Raw genomic sequence first — 19,035 nt, 5'->3', positions numbered from 1 at the left:
TTCGTCGTACTTCTTGGCGGCGCCGCCAAACTTGGCTGCCAGCACCGTAGCAATCGCGGCCGTCAGCGTGGTCTTGCCATGGTCAACGTGACCAATCGTGCCAACGTTCACGTGCGGCTTAGTCCGCTCGAACTTTTCCTTTGCCATTTTTCAGCTCCTAATCGAAACCAGTATGTCGTGTTCATAGTGCCGCCGCGCACAACGCGCGGCGGCGGATTTTTTTCTTACTTGCCGCGAGCCGTGATCACGGCGTCGGCTACGTTCTTCGGAGCTTCAGCGTAGTGCTTGAACTCCATCGTGTACGTAGCGCGGCCTTGCGTGGCCGAACGCAGCGAGGTCGAGTAGCCGAACATCTCTGCCAGCGGAACTTCCGCGCGCAGGATCTTGCCGCCGCCGACCATGTCGTCCATGCCCTGGATAATGCCGCGACGCGACGACAGGTCGCCCATCACGTTACCCATGAAGTCTTCCGGCGTTTCCACTTCCACGGCCATCATCGGCTCGAGCAGCACCGGGCTGGCGCGGCGCATACCTTCCTTGAAGCCCATGGAGCCGGCCATCTTGAACGCGTTTTCGTTCGAGTCCACATCGTGGTACGAACCGAAGAACAGCGTGACCTTGACGTCGACCACCGGGAAACCTGCCAGCACGCCGGCGTTCAGGGTTTCGGTAATGCCCTTGTCCACCGCGGGGATGTACTCGCGCGGCACCACGCCGCCCTTGATGGCGTCGACGAACTCGTAGCCCTTGCCCGGTTCCTGCGGCTCGAGCTTGAGCACCACGTGACCGTACTGGCCACGGCCGCCCGACTGCTTGACGAACTTGCCTTCGACTTCTTCGCAGACCTTGCGGATGGTTTCGCGGTAGGCAACCTGAGGCTTGCCCACGGTGGCTTCCACGCCGAATTCGCGCTTCATGCGGTCGACCAGAATTTCCAGGTGGAGCTCGCCCATGCCCGAAATGATGGTCTGGCCGGATTCTTCGTCGGTCTTGACGCGGAACGACGGATCTTCCTGTGCCAGGCGGTTCAGGGCGATGCCCATCTTCTCCTGGTCAGCCTTGGTCTTCGGCTCGACGGCCTGCGAAATCACCGGCTCCGGGAACACCATGCGTTCCAGGATGATGATGTGGTCCGGATCGCACAGCGTGTCGCCCGTGGTGGCTTCTTTCAGGCCAACCGCAGCGGCGATGTCGCCTGCCAGCACTTCCTTGATTTCTTCGCGCTGGTTGGCGTGCATCTGCAGAATCCGGCCCAGGCGTTCCTTCTTGCTCTTGACCGGGTTGTAGATGGTGTCGCCCGAATTGACCTTGCCCGAGTACACGCGGAAGAAGATCAGCTGGCCGACGAACGGGTCGGTCATGATCTTGAACGCCAGCGCGGAGAACTTTTCGTCGTCCGCAGCACGGCGCGACACTTCCTTGTCGTCATCGTCCACGCCGGTGACCGGCGGGATGTCGACCGGCGACGGCAGGAAGTCGATCACGGCGTCCAGCATACGCTGCACACCCTTGTTCTTGAACGCGGTGCCGCACAGCATCGGCTGGATTTCGCAGGCGATGGTACGGTCGCGCAGGCCCTTGATGATCTCGGCTTCGGACAGTTCGCCCTCTTCCAGATACTTGTTCATCAGTTCTTCGTTCGACTCGGCAGCTGCCTCGACCATCTTCTCGCGCCATTCGTTGCACGAGTCGGCCAGTTCAGCCGGGATGTCCACGTAGTCGAACTTGGTACCTTGGCTGGCCTCGTCCCAGATGATCGCTTTCATCTTGATGAGGTCGACCACACCCTTGAAGGTGTCTTCGGCGCCGATAGGCACGACGACGGGAACCGGGCTGGCCTTCAGGCGGGTCTTCAGCTGGTCGTAGACCTTGAAAAAGTTCGCGCCGGTACGGTCCATCTTGTTGACAAAGGCCAGGCGCGGAACGCCATACTTGTTAGCCTGACGCCACACGGTTTCCGACTGGGGCTGCACGCCACCCACTGCGCAGTAGACCATGCAAGCGCCGTCCAGCACGCGCATGGAACGCTCCACCTCGATGGTGAAGTCCACGTGGCCCGGGGTGTCGATGATGTTGATGCGGTGTTCCGGGTAATTGCCGGCCATGCCCTTCCAGAAGGCGGTGGTGGCAGCGGAGGTGATCGTGATGCCACGCTCCTGTTCCTGCTCCATCCAGTCCATCGTGGCGGCGCCATCATGCACTTCACCGATCTTGTGGTTCACACCGGTGTAGAACAGGATCCGCTCGGTCGTGGTGGTTTTACCCGCGTCAATGTGAGCCGAGATACCGATATTACGGTAGCGCTCAATGGGAGTCTTACGAGCCACTTTAATCCTCTATTCGTCCGTGAGACGCCGGCATCTCATTGCCAACGCCCGTAACACAAACGGGCGAGCGTGTCATTACACAGCCCGCCCGGCAACCAACCGCGTAACTCGCGCGCTTTAGAAGCGGAAGTGCGAGAACGCCTTGTTGGCTTCGGCCATGCGGTGCACTTCGTCGCGCTTCTTCATCGCGCCGCCGCGGCCTTCCGCTGCTTCCAGCAGCTCACCTGCCAGGCGCAGCGCCATCGACTTCTCGCTGCGTTTTTTCGCGGCCTCGCGCAACCAACGCATCGCCAATGCCAAACGACGCGACGGACGGACTTCGACCGGAACCTGATAGTTGGCGCCGCCCACGCGACGGCTCTTCACTTCGACCACCGGCTTCACGTTGTTGATGGCAACGGAAAACACTTCTACGGGGGCCTTGCCTGCCTTCTTTTCGATCTGGTCGAACGCGCCATAAACGATACGTTCGGCAACCGACTTCTTGCCGTCCAGCATCAGGACGTTCATGAACTTGGCAACTTCAACGTTACCGAATTTCGGATCGGGCAGGATATCCCGCTTGGGGACTTCACGACGACGTGGCATCTTCTTTCCTTTAGATTCAGTTGAGAGCGCGGCTATTTCCCGCTCTCCGGCCACCAACTAGCTTGCCTCTCATTCAGGCAAATTCGCCGGGTGACCACTTACTCGACGGCACGGCGCATAAACGCTCCGTTTTACCGCCGCCTGGTGACAGCACCATGACGCAACCGCCACAGGCCATCGTTTGTTGCTTCGGGCTTTATGCCCGGCTTGCCTGGCGTTAGCCTTAAGCAGCCTTCGGACGCTTCGCGCCGTACTTCGAACGTGCCTGGCGACGATCCTTCACGCCTTGCAAGTCCAGCGAGCCACGGACGATGTGGTAACGCACACCCGGCAAATCCTTCACACGGCCGCCGCGGATCAGCACGACCGAGTGTTCTTGCAGGTTGTGGCCTTCACCGCCGATGTACGAGATGACCTCGAAACCGTTGGTCAGGCGCACCTTGGCGACCTTACGCAGTGCCGAGTTCGGCTTCTTCGGCGTCGTGGTGTACACACGGGTGCACACGCCGCGACGCTGGGGGCAGTTCTCAAGCGCCGGGCTCTTGCTCTTGACGACTTCAGAGACGCGCGGCTTGCGAACCAGTTGGTTGATAGTTGGCATTGTTCAATCCAGCTTGGTTTTACGGAAAAACACCCCTGGGGCCACAAGCAATGGGCCGAAGAGGCAACGACGGGTTTTGGGCGGGAAAGGTGAGCGAGCGCTCTTGAGACGGACCTGTGGAGGAACAGACTGGCCAAAGAACGCGAGCTCGCCTGGGATCCCGCTGCGACCACACCACCAGAGCATCACACGACCCCCTTGGTGGGCTTGCCGATTGCGAACCGAAGGCCACAAATCTGACAGGCGAGCGAAATCCAAAGCCAAAAACTCGAATCTGCCATGCTAACAGCGGAGACGTAAACGGTCAAGCAGCTTCTGCCGCTTGCCGCTTGCCGCTTGCCGCTTGCCGCTTGCCGCTTGCCGCTTGCCGCTTGCCGCTTGCCGCTTGCCGCTTGCCGCTTGATGCGCATCCGGGCATCAGAAGTCGGATACGGCACCCAGCGTTTCGAGGATGGCGTCGCCATAGCGCTCAAGCTTGGCGGCACCAATGCCAGGCACTTCGGCCATTGCTGTCAGCGACTCCGGTGCGCTGCGCGCCAGTTCGGCCAGTGTAGCGTCGTGGAAGATCACATAGGCCGGCACGCCGTGCTCGCGCGCCGTCTCGGTCCGCCACTTGCGCAGCGCCTCCCAGTTGGCCAGCGCCTCGGTGTCCATGCCGGCGGTATGGTCGGTACGGGTGCCGGTGCCGCGTGTGGACCGCTCGCCGCTCTTGGCTGGCTTGCTGGCCTGCCGGCGCAGCGTAATCTGCGTCTCGCCCTTGAGCACCGCGCGTGCGGACTCGCCCAACAGCAGCGCGCCGTGGCCGCCGTGGTCGATCATCAGCAGTCCGTGCGCAATCAGTTGACGGAAGATGGCATGCCATTCGGATACCGTCCGGTCCGCGCCGATGCCAAAGGTGGACACCTTGTCGTGCCCCCACTGCCGGATTTTTTCCGATGCGTTGCCACGCAGCACGTCGATCATGTGGGTGGCGCCGAAATGGATGCGGCTGGCCTGCGCGGTGCGGTAGACGCACGACAGCGCCATCTGCGCCTCGCGCGTCCCGTCCCACGTCGCGGGCGGCTCCAGGCAAGTGTCGCAATTGCCGCAAGGCGCGCTGGCCTCGTCGAAATACCCCAGGATGCGGACGCGCCGGCATCCGGCCGTCTCGCACAGCCCGAGCAGGGCGTCGAGCTTTGCGGACGAGACGCGCTTGTGCGCTTCATCCGCCTCGGACTCGTCGATCATGCGTTTTTGCTGGACCACGTCGCCGAGGCCATAGGCCATCCATGCGTTGGCCGGCAACCCGTCACGACCGGCGCGGCCGGTCTCCTGGTAGTAGCCTTCCATGCTCTTGGGCAGGTCCAGGTGAGCCACGAATCGCACGTCAGGCTTGTCGATCCCCATGCCGAAAGCGATGGTTGCCACCATGATCACGCCCTCTTCTTCGCGAAAACGGGCCTGGTGGTGCTGGCGCACGCCCGCATCCATGCCGGCATGGTATGGCAGCGCGTTGAGTCCCTGGCCGCTGAGATAGCTGGCCGTGTCCTCCACCTTCTTGCGCGACAGGCAATAGACGATGCCGCTGTCGTGGGTGCCGTCGGCGGCCAGGTGCTCGGCCTTGATAAAGGCCAGCAGCTGCTGGCGCGCATTGTCCTTCTCGACGATGCGATAGCGGATATTGGGCCGGTCGAAGCTGGAAATGAAGACGCGCGCATCGTGCAGCGCCAACCGCTCGACGATTTCCTCGCGCGTGACCGAATCCGCGGTAGCCGTCAGCGCAATGCGCGGCACCTGCGGGAAGCGCTCGTGCAGCACCGAGAGCTGGATGTACTCGGGGCGGAAATCATGCCCCCACTGCGACACGCAGTGCGCCTCATCAATGGCGAACACGCCGATACGGGTACGCTCGAGCAGGTCCTGGAAGCGCGGTGTCATCAGCCGCTCGGGCGCCACGTAGAGGATCTCGAGCCTGCCAGCGAGCAGGTCGCGCTCCACCGCCGAAGCCTCGGCGCCGCTGAGCGTCGAGTTCAGCACGGCCGCGCGCACGCCGGCCTCCGACAAGGCAGCGACCTGGTCCTGCATCAGCGCGATCAGCGGCGACACCACGATGCCGACCCCCTGGCCTGCCCGCTGCCGCATCAGCGCCGGAATCTGGTAACACAGCGACTTGCCGCCACCGGTGGGCATCAACACCAGGCAATCGCCACCGTCCGCCACGTGGTCGATGATCTCCGCCTGCCGGCCGCGGAAGGCGTGGTAGCCGAAAACATCCTTGAGAATCGCCAGGGCGCGCGACATATCTACAGCTTAAAAAAGAGGGTGGGACCGCGAAAGGCGTAACCATACCACCAAGGGGGCGGCCAACTGCTTCGTACCGTGACGAATGTTCCCTGAAACCTTTCGGCCGGCGCGGCGCCAGTGTGTTTGCCGGCAAAAATGCACACGATGAATAACAATGTCGAAACAAGGCACGGCAAAACAAAATCCAAAATATAGAAGCAGGCAAAAAAATGCCCGGCCACCAGGGCCGGGCATCTTCATGCAGCTTGCTGCAGGTTCAGGCTGGCAGTCTTAAACCGCGTCGCCCTCGCCTTCGGTCGTCGCCGGCACCACCGGCGGCTCGATGAAGAGCGACTGCTCTTCGTCGGAGATCGCCTGGGCGCGTTCGCGCTCGGCCGCCTCGCGCGCCTTGCGGGCGCGGTGGTAGGCCAGACCAGTACCAGCGGGGATCAGTCGGCCAACGATCACGTTTTCCTTCAGACCACGCAGGTCGTCGGTCTTGCCCATGATCGCGGCTTCGGTCAGCACGCGGGTGGTTTCCTGGAACGATGCCGCCGAGATGAAGCTGTCGGTGGACAGCGACGCCTTGGTGATACCGAGCAGCAGGTTTTCGTACGTGGCCGGACGCTTGCCTTCGGCGATCACGCGATCGTTCTCGTCGAGCAGTTCCGAACGCTCCACCTGTTCACCCGGGATGAACTTGGTGTCGCCCACATCCGAGATCTGCACGCGGCGCAGCATCTGGCGCACGATCACTTCGATGTGCTTGTCGTTGATCTTCACGCCCTGCAGACGGTACACGTCCTGCACTTCGTCGACGATGTAGTGCGCCAGTTCCTCGATGCCCTTCAGGCGCAGGATGTCGTGCGGGTCCGCCGGACCTTCCACGATCATTTCGCCCTTGTTCACCACCTGGCCATCGTGCACCAGGACTTGCTTTTCCTTGGTGATCAGGAACTCGTGGGCGTTGCCGTCCAGGTCCGTAATCACCAGGCGTTGCTTGCCCTTGGTGTCCTTGCCGAACGACGTGGTGCCGGTGACTTCCGCCAGCACGGCGGCGTCCTTCGGCGAACGCGCTTCGAACAGCTCGGCCACGCGCGGCAGACCCCCGGTAATGTCGCGGGTCTTTTGCGATTCGGTCGGGATACGTGCGAGCACTTCACCCACATGCACTTGCTGGCCGTCCTTCACGGTGATCAGCGCGCCGACCTGGAAGCCGATGGTCACGGAATGGTCCGTGCCCGGAATCTTCACTTCCTGGCCGTTGGCGTCGAGCAGCTTCACCTGCGGGCGCAGGCCCTTGGTGGCAGCCGTACGGCGCTTGGCATCGATCACCACGAGGGTCGACAGGCCGGTGACTTCGTCCATCTGCTTGGCGACGGTCACGCCTTCTTCGACGTTCTCGAACTTGGTCGTGCCGGTGTACTCCGACACGATCGGGCGCGTCAGCGCGTCCCACGTGGCCAGCTGCGTACCAGCCTTGATGGCCTGGCCGTCCTGCACCAGCAGCGTGGCGCCGTACGGGATCTTGTGACGCTCGCGCTCGCGGCCATGGTCGTCGGTGATCAGGGCTTCGCCGGAACGCGAGATGACGATCAGTTCGCCCTTCGCATTGGTGACGTAGCGCATGGTCGCCGTGAAACGCACGGTACCGGTTGCCTTCGCTTCCACGCTGGATGCCACTGCCGAACGCGATGCCGCGCCGCCGATGTGGAACGTACGCATGGTCAGCTGCGTGCCCGGCTCGCCGATCGACTGAGCGGCGATCACGCCAACCGCTTCGCCGGAGTTCACCAGCACGCCGCGGCCCAGGTCGCGGCCATAGCACATGCCGCACAGGCCGTAGCGCGTGTCGCACGACAGCGGGGTACGCACCTTCACTTCGTCCACGCCGATGGCGTCGATCATGTCGACCAGATCTTCGTCCAGCAGGGTGCCGGCCTCGATCGCGGTTTCCTGGGTTTCCGGGTTCACCACGTCGGTCACCGTCACACGGCCGAGAATACGGTCGCGCAGGGCTTCGATCACTTCACCACCCTCGACCAGGGCCTTCATGGCCACGCCGTTGGTCGTGCCGCAATCGTCTTCCACCACCACCAGATCCTGCGTCACATCGACCAGACGACGGGTCAGGTAACCCGAGTTCGCGGTCTTCAGTGCCGTATCCGCCAGGCCCTTACGCGCGCCGTGGGTGGAGATGAAGTACTGCAGAACGTTCAGGCCTTCACGGAAGTTCGCCGTAATCGGCGTTTCAATGATCGAGCCATCCGGCTTGGCCATCAGGCCCCGCATGCCGGCCAGCTGACGGATCTGCGCAGCGGAACCGCGCGCGCCCGAGTCGGCCATCATGTAAATCGAGTTGAACGAGTCTTGCTTGACGGTGTTGCCGTCACGGTCGACCACGTCCTCGTGCTGGAGCTGCTCCATCATCGCCTTGCCCACCTGGTCGCCGGCAGCGCCCCAGATGTCCACGACGTTGTTGTAGCGTTCCTGGTCGGTCACCAGGCCCGACATGTACTGCTTGTCGTATTCCTTGACCTTGGCAGCCGCGTCGGAAATGATCTTTTCCTTTTGCGGTGGCACCAGCATGTCGTCGATGGCGATCGAGATACCGGCGCGCGTTGCCAGGCGGAAACCCGACTGCAGCAGCTTGTCGGCGAAGATCACGGTTTCACGCAGACCGCACTTGCGGAACGCGGTGTTGATCAGGCGCGAGATTTCCTTCTTCTTCAGCGGCTTGTTCAGCACCGAGAAAGGCAGGCCCTTCGGCAGGATCTCGGACATGATCGCGCGGCCGACCGTGGTGGCCTGCAGCGTGATCTTGGGCGCGAAGCGGGCGTCGCCCACGGCGTCCTTGTCGACCAGTTCATACTCGGTGATACGCACGTTCACGCGGGAAGCCAGTTCGACTTCCTTGTTCTCGTAGGCGCGGATCACTTCGCTGATGTCGGCAAACGTCAGGCCTTCGCCCTTGCCGTTGATCTTGTCGCGGGTCGTGTAGTACAGACCCAGCACCACGTCTTGCGACGGCACGATCGACGGATCGCCGTTGGCCGGGAACAGCACGTTGTTGGAGGCCAGCATCAGGGTGCGGGCTTCCATCTGCGCTTCCAGCGACAGCGGGACGTGCACAGCCATCTGGTCACCGTCGAAGTCGGCGTTGAACGCCGCGCAGACGAGCGGGTGCAGCTGGATGGCCTTGCCTTCGATCAGCACCGGCTCGAACGCCTGGATACCCAGGCGGTGCAGCGTCGGTGCACGGTTCAGCATGACCGGATGCTCGCGGATCACCTCTTCGAGGATGTCCCACACCACCGCGGTCTGGCTTTCCACTTCCTTCTTCGCCGCCTTGATGGTGGTGGCGATGCCCATCGTTTCCAGCTTGTGGAAGATGAACGGCTTGAACAGCTCGAGCGCCATCAGCTTGGGCAGGCCGCACTGGTGCAGCTTGAGGGTCGGACCCACCACGATGACCGAACGGCCGGAGTAGTCGACGCGCTTGCCCAGCAAGTTCTGGCGGAAACGGCCGCCCTTGCCCTTGATCATTTCGGCCAGCGACTTCAGCGGACGCTTGTTGGCGCCCGTCATCGCCTTGCCGCGGCGACCGTTGTCCAGCAGCGAGTCAACCGCTTCCTGCAGCATGCGCTTTTCGTTGCGCACGATGATTTCAGGCGCCTTCAGTTCCAGCAGGCGCTTCAGGCGGTTGTTACGATTGATGACGCGGCGATACAGGTCGTTCAGGTCCGAGGTGGCGAAACGGCCGCCATCGAGCGGTACCAGCGGACGCAGTTCGGGCGGCAGCACCGGCAGCACTTCCAGGATCATCCATTCCGGCTTGATGCCCGAACGCTGGAACGCTTCAAGCACCTTCAGGCGCTTGGCGAATTTCTTGATCTTGGCTTCGGAACCAGTGGTCTGCAGCTCGGCGCGGATCGTTTCGATCTGCTTTTCAATGTCGATGCCGCGCAGCAGTTCACGGATGCCTTCGGCACCCATCATGGCCACGAATTCGCCTTCGCCGTACTCCTCGCACTTGGCGATGTAGTCGTCCTCGGACATGATCTGGCTCTTCTTGAGCGGGGTCATGCCGGGTTCGAGCACCACGAATGCTTCGAAATACAGGACGCGTTCGATATCGCGCAGCGTCATGTCGAGCACCATGCCCAGACGCGACGGCAGCGACTTCAGGAACCAGATGTGCGCGGTCGGCGCGGCCAGTTCAATGTGGCCCATGCGCTCACGGCGCACCTTGGCCAGCGTCACTTCAACGCCGCACTTCTCGCAGATCACGCCACGGTGCTTCAGGCGCTTGTACTTGCCGCACAGGCACTCGTAGTCCTTGATCGGGCCAAAGATCTTGGCGCAGAACAGGCCATCGCGCTCGGGCTTGAAGGTCCGGTAGTTGATGGTTTCCGGCTTCTTCACTTCACCGTACGACCACGAACGAATCTTCTCCGGCGATGCCAGGCCGATCTTGATCGCGTCGAACTGCTCTTCCTGCTGAACCTGCTTAAAGAGATCGAGCAATGCTTTCATTGCAACTCCTTGTTTCGCCGCCAGCCCGACATCATGTCGGGCCCGCGGCATTCATCCTGTGGGAAAACCGTAGCGGGCATTCGGCGGGAGGTGGGCCATTGGCTATTGCCGGCCCCCCGCGCAATCTCAATCAGTAGCGATCGAGGTCGATGTCGATACCCAGCGAACGGATTTCCTTCACCAGCACGTTGAACGATTCCGGCATGCCGGCGTCGATCGAGTGCTCGCCCTTGACGATGTTCTCGTAGACCTTGGTCCGGCCGTTCACGTCATCGGACTTGACCGTCAGCATTTCCTGCAACACGTAGGAGGCGCCGTAAGCTTCCAGCGCCCACACTTCCATTTCACCGAAACGCTGGCCACCGAACTGCGCCTTACCACCCAGCGGCTGCTGGGTGACCAGCGAGTACGGACCGGTCGAACGGGCGTGCATCTTGTCGTCGACCAAGTGGTGCAGCTTCAGCATGTGCATCACGCCCAGCGTCACCGGACGCTCGAACGCTTCACCGGTACGGCCGTCGTGCAGCGTGACCTGTTGCTTGGAAGCGGTCAGGCCCATTTCCTTGGCAATCGCGTCCGGGTAGGCCAGGTCCAGCATGCGACGGATTTCGTCTTCATGCGCACCGTCAAACACCGGCGTAGCGAACGGCACACCCTTCTTCAGGTTGGTGGCCAGTTCCAGCACTTCGGCGTCGGACAGGCTGTCGAGGTCTTCCGGCTTGCCGCTCTCGTTGTAGATCTGAGCCAGCAACGGACGCAGTTCCTGCGCCTTCGCCTGTGCCTTGAGCATGGAACCGATGCGCTGGCCCAGACCGCGCGCAGCCCAGCCCAGGTGGGTTTCCAGAATCTGGCCCACATTCATCCGCGACGGCACGCCGAGCGGGTTCAGCACGATGTCGGCAGGCGTGCCGTCGGCCATGTAGGGCATGTCTTCGATCGGAACGATCTTCGACACAACGCCCTTGTTACCGTGACGGCCTGCCATCTTGTCGCCAGGCTGCAGGCGGCGCTTGACGGCCAGGTACACCTTGACCATCTTGATCACGCCCGGCGGCAGTTCGTCGCCTTGCGTGAGCTTCTTGCGCTTTTCTTCGAAGGCCAGGTCGAACTCGTGACGCTTCTGCTCGATGGCTTCCTTGACGGCTTCCAGCTGGGCAGCAACTTCCTCGTCGGCCGGACGGATGTCGAACCAGTGGTACTTGTCCAGGTCGGCCAGGTACTCGCGGGTCAGTTTGGCGCCCTTGGACAGCTTCTTCGGACCGCCGTTGACGGTCTTGTCGAGCAGCAGGCGCTCCAGACGCTGGAAGGCATCGCCTTCGACGATACGCAGCTGGTCGTTCAGGTCCAGGCGGTAGCGCTTCAGTTCGTCGTCGATGATCGACTGGGCACGCTTGTCGCGGGTCACGCCTTCGCGCGTAAAGACCTGGACGTCGATCACGATACCGCTCATGCCCGAGGGCACGCGCAGCGACGTATCCTTCACGTCCGAAGCCTTCTCGCCGAAGATCGCGCGCAGCAGCTTTTCTTCCGGGGTCAGCTGGGTCTCGCCCTTGGGCGTGACCTTGCCGACCAACACGTCGCCCGCTTCCACTTCGGCACCGATGTAGGTGATGCCGGACTCGTCCAGACGCGCCAGTTGCGCTTCGGCGAGGTTGGAGATGTCGCGGGTGATTTCTTCCGGTCCCAGCTTGGTGTCACGGGCGACGACCGACAGTTCCTCGATGTGGATCGAGGTGTAGCGGTCTTCGGCAACCACGCGTTCGGAGATCAGGATCGAATCTTCGAAGTTGTAGCCGTTCCACGGCATGAACGCCACCAGCATGTTCTGGCCGAGCGCGAGCTCGCCCAGGTCGGTCGAGGCGCCGTCGGCGATCACGTCGCCACGGGCGACGAAGTCGCCAACCTTGACCATCGGACGCTGGTTAATGTTGGTGTTCTGGTTCGAGCGCGTGTACTTGATCAGGTTGTAGATGTCCACGCCGACTTCGCCAGCAACGGCTTCATCGTCGTTCACACGGATCACGATACGCATCGCATCGACGTAGTCCACCACGCCGCCACGGGTTGCCTGCACGGCGGTACCCGAGTCGACCGCAACGGTACGCTCGATGCCGGTACCCACCAGCGGCTTGTCCGGACGCAGGCAAGGCACGGCCTGACGCTGCATGTTGGCGCCCATCAGTGCACGGTTCGCATCGTCGTGCTCGAGGAACGGCACCAGCGATGCCGCCGCGGACACGATCTGCGACGGCGCCACGTCGATGTACTGAACGCGGTCCGGCGTGACCATACGGGTTTCACGCTCGCTACCCTCACGCGACGACACCAGTTCGTCGATCAGGGTACCGTCGGTATCGACCGTCGCGTTGGCCTGCGCCACCACATACTTGCCTTCTTCGATGGCGGACAGGTAGTCGACCTGATCGGTCAGCTTGCTGTCGACCACCTTGCGGTACGGCGTTTCCAGGAAGCCGTATTCGTTCAGGCGTGCGTACAGTGCCAGCGAGTTGATCAGGCCAATGTTCGGACCTTCCGGCGTTTCGATCGGGCACACGCGGCCGTAGTGGGTCGGGTGCACGTCGCGGACTTCAAAGCCTGCGCGTTCGCGGGTTAGACCGCCCGGGCCCAGTGCGGAGACACGGCGCTTGTGCGTGATCTCGGACAACGGGTTGGTCTGGTCCATAAACTGCGACAGCTGCGACGAACCGAAGAACTCGCGGATCGCCGACGAAATCGGCTTCGAGTTGATCAGATCGTGCGGCATCAGGTTTTCGGTCTCGGCCTGGCCCAGACGTTCCTTGACGGCGCGCTCCACGCGCGATAGGCCGGCGCGGAACTGGTTTTCGGCTAGTTCGCCGACGCAACGCACGCGACGATTGCCCAGGTGATCGATGTCATCGACCTCGCCCTTGCCGTTGCGCAGGTTGACCAGGATCTTGATGGTCTCGAGGATGTCCTCGTCCTGCAGCACCATGCTGCCTTCGCCGCTCGGGCGGCCCAGGCGGCTGTTGACCTTCATGCGGCCAACGCGCGACAGGTCGTACGACTCTTCGCTGTAGAACAGGCGCTGGAACAGGGCTTCCACCGCGTCTTCGGTCGGCGGCTCGCCGGGACGCATCATGCGGTAGATGGCGATACGCGCAGCGGTCTGGTCGGCGGTGTCGTCCACGCGCAGCGTCTGCGACATGTACGGACCCTGGTCCAGATCGTTGGTGTACAGGGTCTGGATCTGCTTGACGCCGGCTTCGCGCAGGTTTTCCAGCACGGTTTCGGTCAGCTCGTCGTTGGCGTTGGCAATCACCTCGCCGGTATCCGGGTCGATGATGTTCTTCGCCAGTACGCGGCCGAGCAGGTAGTCTTCCGGCACGCTGATCAGCTTGGTACCGGCGGAATCCAGGTCACGGATGTGCTTGGCGTTGATCCGCTTGTCCTTCTCGACCACGACACGGCCGTCCTTGTCGGCAATGTCGAAACGCGCGACTTCGCCACGCAGGCGCTCGGGCACGAACTCCATCTGCGCGCCTTCCGACTGCAGCGTGAAGTTGTCGAACACGAAGAAGTGCGCGAGGATCTGCTCGGGCGTCAGGCCGATCGACTTCAGCAGGATCGTCACCGGCATCTTGCGGCGGCGATCGACGCGGAAGTACAGGATGTCCTTCGGGTCGAACTCGAAATCGAGCCACGAACCGCGGTAAGGAATGATACGTGCCGAGAACAGCAGCTTGCCCGAGCTGTGGGTCTTGCCCTTGTCGTGCTCGAAGAATACGCCAGGCGAGCGGTGGAGCTGCGAGACGATCACACGCTCGGTGCCGTTGATCACGAACGAACCGGTCGACGTCATGAGCGGAATTTCGCCCATGTAGACTTCCTGTTCCTTCACTTCCTTGACCTTGCCCGGATTTTCCCGATCGTTGATGATCAGGCGCACCTTGGCACGCAGCGCCGAGTGGAAGGTCAGGCCGCGCTGTTGACATTCCTTGACGTCGAACGGCGGGTTGGACAGATGGTAGGAGACGAACTCCATACGGGCGAGCCCGTTGTGAGACACAATCGGGAAGATTGCGCTGAAAGCCGCTTGCAGGCCCTCTGTTTTGCGACGTGAGGGTGGCGTACCCTCTTGCAGAAACTGAGCGTAGGATTCAATCTGGGTGGCAAGCAGGAAAGGAACCTGATGAACCGTCGCGCGCTTCGCAAAACTTTTGCGAATGCGCTTCTTTTCGGTGAAGCTGTACGCCATGGGATCTCCGAATCATCGCAGGGCTGGCTGGACCGGCGCAGCACCTGAGGTGTTCAGCGACTGGGAGGGGATTTGGCGGTTGGCCGCTACCAACCTCTGGCTGACGGTGTCCGCACGCTGCGAGCCGGCAGAAACGACGCAATGCGTCATACCGGCCCGGGGGACACCCGACCAAACTTGTCTTCTGCAGTCGGTTCAGAAGACAAACATCAGCAACCACCTAGTGTGCCACTGATGTTTGGCCTCTGCTGAAGCTTAGGCATGCGCCCAGCCATCAAGCATCGTTTGCGCCATTTATATACGTTTCCGAGTGCACAGTAAAACACACTTCGTAGAAGCGCAAAAAGGCTGGCGCCGGGAATCTCCCTTTGCCAGCCCCATTCGCGTGCCAATGGGGCACGCGAGCACAGCTTACTTGACTTCGACCTTTGCGCCGGCGTCTTCCAGCTTCTTCTTGGCGTCGGCTGCAGCAGCCTTGTCCACGCCTTCCTTGACAGCCTTCGGTGCGCCGTCGACCAGATCCTTGGCTTCCTTCAGGCCCAGGCCGGTGATTTCGCGAACAGCCTTAATCACGCCAACCTTGTTTGCGCCGATTTCCGACAGGATGACGTTGAATTCGGTTTGCTCTTCAGCAGCGGCAGCACCGCCAGCGCCCGGGGCAGCAGCCACGGCCATCGAAGCGGCGGAAACGCCAAACTTCTCTTCAAACGCCTTGACCAGGTCGTTCAGTTCCATCACGGACATCGCGCCTACGGCTTCGAGGATGTCGTCTTTGCTGATTGCCATTTGAAATACTCCTGCTAAATGTGATTCGGTATCGGTAATGCGATCTTGATGAGCCAGGCTGCGGGGGCTTGCGCCTTAAGCAGCAGCGCCTTCGCTCTCGGCGGCGGCAGTTGCGCCTTCGCCTTCGGCAGGGGCGCCTTCGCTCTTCTTGGCGGACAGGGCGGCCAGCAGACGGGCGAAGCCCGACACCGGTGCCTGCATCACGCCAAGCAGCTGAGCAATCAGTTCGTCACGGCTCGGGATCGAGGCCAGTGCCTTGACGGCAGCAGCATCGAGCACGTTGCCGTCGTACGACGCTGCGCGCAGAACCAACTTGTCGTTGGTCTTGGCAAAGTCGTTCAGAACCTTGGCCGACGACACTGCATCTTCGGAAATACCGTAGATCAGCGGACCGGTCATTTGCTCTGCGAGGCCGGCAAACGGCGTGCCTTCCACGGCGCGGCGGGCCAGCGTGTTCTTCAGAACACGCAGGTACACGCCTTGCTCGCGGGCCTTGGCGCGCAGCTTGGTCAGATCGCCAACCGCAATGCCGCGATATTCGGCAACGACGATGGTCTGGGCTTTAGCGACTTGCGCCGAAACCTCAGCAACGACGGCCTTCTTATCTTCAATATTGAGTGGCACGGTTAAGCTCCAAAACGATGCTTGTCCCCCGGATCGTCCGGGGCACGCACATCAGTCCAAACGAACGGCGTCCGATTTTGGCCCGAATCACCCGGGTCATTGCCCGGATTCTTCAATCCCTCGGGTTCGCCATCTGCGCTGGTGGGGCGGGTAGGCGTCGCGGCGAGCCACGTACGTTCCGTCCGATTAAGGCGAGGCAGCCAGACTGCAGCCGCGCCCGCCACCAGCGGTCTTTGATAACCAGCGGTGCCTGCCTCGCGCTTGCGCGCCGGCGGGTACCGCTGCCCAAAGCCTTGCTCCTTGTCTCACCGCGTTGCCCTCGGGCCACGCTGGAGTCTGGAGACGATCCCGGCCTGGGCCGGGATCTGCAATTCTTTACACCGGGCGACGTTATCGGGTCCGCCCGGTGGGTGCCGCCAGCCTTAGGCCGACAGCGAAGCCTGTTCCACGCGCACGCCAACGCCCATGGTGGACGACACGGCGATCTTGCGCAGGTACACGCCCTTGCTGGTAGCCGGCTTGGACTTCACCAGTGCTTCGATCAGCGCGTTCAGGTTGCGCTTCAGATCCGCATCCTGGAACGAACGGCGACCGATGGTGGCGTGGATGATACCGGCCTTGTCGACGCGGTACTGAACCTGACCGGCCTTGGCGTTCTTCACAGCCTGGGCCACGTCGGGAGTAACCGTACCAACCTTCGGGTTCGGCATCAGGCCGCGCGGGCCCAGGATCTGACCCAGCGTACCAACGATACGCATCGTGTCCGGCGAGGCGATCACCACGTCGAAGTTCAGGTTGCCGGCCTTGACTTGCTCAGCCAGGTCTTCCATGCCGACGATTTCGGCGCCAGCTGCCTTGGCAGCTTCAGCCTTTTCGCCTTGGGCGAACACAGCCACGCGGACCGACTTGCCGGTACCGGCAGGCAGCACCACGGAACCACGAACCACCTGGTCCGACTTCTTCGCGTCAATGCCGAGTTGCACGGAAACGTCGATGGATTCGTCGAACTTGGCCGATGCGCAATCCTTCACCAGGCCCAGGGCCTCGTCGATCGGGTAGAACTTGGTGCGCTCGATCTTCGCCTTGTTGGCGGCGACGCGCTTGGAAACCTTAGCCATTTACAGACCCTCCACGGTGATGCCCATCGAACGAGCCGAACCGGCGATGGTACGCACGGCGGCGTCCAGATCGGCGGCGGTCAGGTCAGCGTTCTTTGCCTTGGCGATTTCTTCAGCCTGGGCGCGGGTGATCTTGCCAACCTTGTCGGTGTGCGGCTTGGCCGAACCCTTGGTCAGGCCAGCAGCCTTCTTGATCAGCACAGTCGCCGGGGGCGACTTCATCACGAAGGTGAAGCTCTTGTCGGCGAAGGCGGTAATCACCACCGGCACCGGCAGGCCGGGTTCCATACCTTGGGTCTGCGCGTTGAACGCCTTGCAGAACTCCATGATGTTCAGACCGCGTTGACCCAGTGCGGGGCCCACGGGCGGGGAGGGATTTGCCTTACCAGCCGGAATTTGCAGCTTGATAAAGCCAATGATCTTCTTGGCCATATTTACTCCAATCCGGACCGCTTCCTGGAGGAATGCGATCCTGTTGAGTCGTAGCGCGCTAACGCTGCAAGGGCGGTTCATCCACCCCAACCAGCCTCACGCTCCTCTTTTGGCCGGCCCCTTGCGGGACTGGCCGTGCATTTTTTGCCCGCCTTGCGGCCAGCATAAAATGCGAAAACTTAAACCTTCTCGACCTGGCCGAACTCGAGTTCGACCGGAGTAGCACGTCCGAAGATGGTGACCGAGACGCGCAGACGCGACTTCTCGTAGTTCACTTCCTCGACATTGCCGTTGAAGTCGGTGAAAGGACCGTCCTTGACGCGAACCATCTCGCCCACTTCGAACAGCGTCTTGGGACGCGGCTTCTCGACCCCTTCCTGCATCTGGGTCATGATCTTGTCGACTTCCTTCTGGGAAATCGGACTCGGGCGATTACGCGCACCACCCACAAAACCGGTGACCTTGCTGGTGTTCTTCACCAGGTGCCAGGTTTCGTCGGTCATTTCCATCTCGACCAGCACGTAACCCGGGAAGAAACGGCGCTCGGTGACAGACTTCTGGCCACCCTTGATTTCAACCACTTCTTCGGACGGGACCAGGATGCGGCCGAACTTGTCCTGCATTTCGGCGCGTTCGATGCGCTCCTGCAGCGCGCGCTGCACGCTCTTTTCCATGCCGGAATAAGCGTGCACCACATACCAGCGCTTCTTCGACGAAGGCGATTCAGCTGCGGGGACTTCCTGTTGTGCGTTATCCGTCATGTTCTATCCTTCATTTCCAGCCCAGCACGAGCGAAAAGATGACCCACTCGATGAGCTTGTCCGCTGACCACAGGAACACGGCCATGATCACGACGAAGACGAACACCAGGCCCGTCATTTGCCCGGCTTCCTTGCGGGTGGGCCAAACGACTTTGCGGACTTCGCGATACGATTCCTTGGAGAAACCGATGAAGTCCTTGCCAGGTGCCGAGACCAGCGCGACCACCACGCCCAGTGCAATGCCGCCGAACAGGGCGGCGCCGCGCACATAGGATGGCTGCTGTGCCAGGGCATAGAAACCGATGACGCCGGCAACCACCAGTAGCACCGCGACGCCAAGCAACCACTTACCACTGGCGGCGTTGACGGTTTCGACGTTGGGATTGGCCATGTTTCGCAAACGAGACTAAGCCGCGTCACGATACTCTCTATCGCGACGCGGCTGATTGAATTGGCAGGGGCAGAGGGAATCGAACCCCCAACCTTCGGTTTTGGAGACCGACGCTCTGCCAGTTGAGCTATACCCCTAAAACAACTGTGGGGTCGGCAATGAAGCCAACCCCTCTGGCAACGAATACGGCCGGTTGGTGCCGTATTCGCTGATCGACTTTATCAGTCGAGGATCTTTGCCACGACGCCGGCGCCGACGGTACGACCGCCTTCACGGATGGCGAAACGCAGGCCTTCTTCCATGGCGATCGGGGCAATCAGCTTGACCGTGATCGACACGTTGTCACCCGGCATGACCATTTCCTTGTCCTTC

Annotated in this window: 14 protein-coding genes and 1 tRNA gene; all 15 read right to left on the bottom strand. The window is 61.8% G+C overall.

The genetic code is table 11. From position 1 onward, the window contains the following. A partial coding sequence (locus AC1DS6_RS40975) for a GTP-binding protein (RefSeq protein ID WP_441643095.1) occupies positions 1–147 on the bottom strand: 147 nt, incomplete at its 3' end. 77 nt (positions 148–224) lie between these two features. Further along, positions 225–2,327 (bottom strand): elongation factor G, encoded by a 2,103-nt coding sequence (gene fusA / locus AC1DS6_RS40970; protein WP_441635849.1) that lies wholly within the window; start codon positions 2,325–2,327, stop codon positions 225–227. 117 nt (positions 2,328–2,444) lie between these two features. Next, positions 2,445–2,915 (bottom strand): 30S ribosomal protein S7, encoded by a 471-nt coding sequence (gene rpsG / locus AC1DS6_RS40965; protein ID WP_035876146.1) that lies wholly within the window; start codon positions 2,913–2,915, stop codon positions 2,445–2,447. Between the two features lie 223 nt (positions 2,916–3,138). Next, complete coding sequence (gene rpsL / locus AC1DS6_RS40960; RefSeq protein WP_006162330.1) at positions 3,139–3,516, bottom strand: 30S ribosomal protein S12; 378 nt, start codon at positions 3,514–3,516, stop codon at positions 3,139–3,141. A gap of 417 nt (positions 3,517–3,933) precedes the next feature. Next, complete coding sequence (gene recQ, locus AC1DS6_RS40955; RefSeq protein ID WP_441635847.1) at positions 3,934–5,796, bottom strand: DNA helicase RecQ; 1,863 nt, start codon at positions 5,794–5,796, stop codon at positions 3,934–3,936. A 273-nt stretch (positions 5,797–6,069) separates the two neighbouring features. After that, entirely contained in the window at positions 6,070–10,314 is a 4,245-nt protein-coding gene (gene rpoC, locus AC1DS6_RS40950; protein WP_035876149.1) for a DNA-directed RNA polymerase subunit beta', read from the bottom strand. A gap of 130 nt (positions 10,315–10,444) precedes the next feature. After that, positions 10,445–14,551 carry a DNA-directed RNA polymerase subunit beta gene (gene rpoB / locus AC1DS6_RS40945; protein ID WP_035876151.1) on the bottom strand — a complete coding sequence of 1,369 codons (4,107 nt, stop codon included), beginning with the start codon at positions 14,549–14,551 and terminating at the stop codon, positions 10,445–10,447. A 411-nt stretch (positions 14,552–14,962) separates the two neighbouring features. Next, on the bottom strand, positions 14,963–15,337 hold the full coding sequence (gene rplL / locus AC1DS6_RS40940; RefSeq protein ID WP_035876154.1) for a 50S ribosomal protein L7/L12: 375 nt from the start codon (positions 15,335–15,337) through the stop codon (positions 14,963–14,965). 75 nt (positions 15,338–15,412) lie between these two features. Continuing rightward, positions 15,413–15,961 (bottom strand): 50S ribosomal protein L10, encoded by a 549-nt coding sequence (gene rplJ / locus AC1DS6_RS40935; RefSeq protein ID WP_441635842.1) that lies wholly within the window; start codon positions 15,959–15,961, stop codon positions 15,413–15,415. A 422-nt stretch (positions 15,962–16,383) separates the two neighbouring features. Next, positions 16,384–17,079: a 50S ribosomal protein L1 gene (gene rplA, locus AC1DS6_RS40930; protein ID WP_035876155.1), complete on the bottom strand. Its 696-nt coding sequence runs from the start codon at positions 17,077–17,079 to the stop codon at positions 16,384–16,386. Next, entirely contained in the window at positions 17,080–17,511 is a 432-nt protein-coding gene (gene rplK / locus AC1DS6_RS40925; RefSeq protein ID WP_006162338.1) for a 50S ribosomal protein L11, read from the bottom strand. It abuts the gene before it with no gap. Positions 17,512–17,690: 179 nt separating this feature from the next. Next, positions 17,691–18,272 (bottom strand): transcription termination/antitermination protein NusG, encoded by a 582-nt coding sequence (gene nusG, locus AC1DS6_RS40920; protein WP_006162340.1) that lies wholly within the window; start codon positions 18,270–18,272, stop codon positions 17,691–17,693. Between the two features lie 10 nt (positions 18,273–18,282). Next, positions 18,283–18,663 (bottom strand): preprotein translocase subunit SecE, encoded by a 381-nt coding sequence (secE, locus tag AC1DS6_RS40915; protein WP_045243152.1) that lies wholly within the window; start codon positions 18,661–18,663, stop codon positions 18,283–18,285. A 61-nt stretch (positions 18,664–18,724) separates the two neighbouring features. Beyond that, positions 18,725–18,800: transfer RNA gene (locus tag AC1DS6_RS40910), tRNA-Trp, on the bottom strand. An 84-nt stretch (positions 18,801–18,884) separates the two neighbouring features. Continuing rightward, the coding region (locus AC1DS6_RS40905; RefSeq protein WP_456301274.1) for an EF-Tu C-terminal domain-related protein at positions 18,885–19,035 on the bottom strand (151 nt) is incomplete at its 5' end.

The organism is Cupriavidus sp. 05L310, assembly GCF_056398185.1.
This window is presented reverse-complemented; position numbering and strand designations above follow the sequence as displayed.

Bases quoted from the DNA above. Each gene is read 5' to 3' on its own strand.
- nusG (WP_006162340.1), bottom strand. From the start codon at position 18,272: ATGACGGATAACGCACAACAGGAAGTCCCCGCAGCTGAATCGCCTTCG.
- rpoB (WP_035876151.1), bottom strand. From the start codon at position 14,551: ATGGCGTACAGCTTCACCGAAAAGAAGCGCATTCGCAAAAGTTTTGCG.
- rplA (WP_035876155.1), bottom strand. From the start codon at position 17,079: ATGGCTAAGGTTTCCAAGCGCGTCGCCGCCAACAAGGCGAAGATCGAG.
- rplK (WP_006162338.1), bottom strand. From the start codon at position 17,511: ATGGCCAAGAAGATCATTGGCTTTATCAAGCTGCAAATTCCGGCTGGT.
- secE (WP_045243152.1), bottom strand. From the start codon at position 18,663: ATGGCCAATCCCAACGTCGAAACCGTCAACGCCGCCAGTGGTAAGTGG.
- rpsL (WP_006162330.1), bottom strand. From the start codon at position 3,516: ATGCCAACTATCAACCAACTGGTTCGCAAGCCGCGCGTCTCTGAAGTC.
- rpoC (WP_035876149.1), bottom strand. From the start codon at position 10,314: ATGAAAGCATTGCTCGATCTCTTTAAGCAGGTTCAGCAGGAAGAGCAG.
- rplL (WP_035876154.1), bottom strand. From the start codon at position 15,337: ATGGCAATCAGCAAAGACGACATCCTCGAAGCCGTAGGCGCGATGTCC.
- recQ (WP_441635847.1), bottom strand. From the start codon at position 5,796: ATGTCGCGCGCCCTGGCGATTCTCAAGGATGTTTTCGGCTACCACGCC.
- rpsG (WP_035876146.1), bottom strand. From the start codon at position 2,915: ATGCCACGTCGTCGTGAAGTCCCCAAGCGGGATATCCTGCCCGATCCG.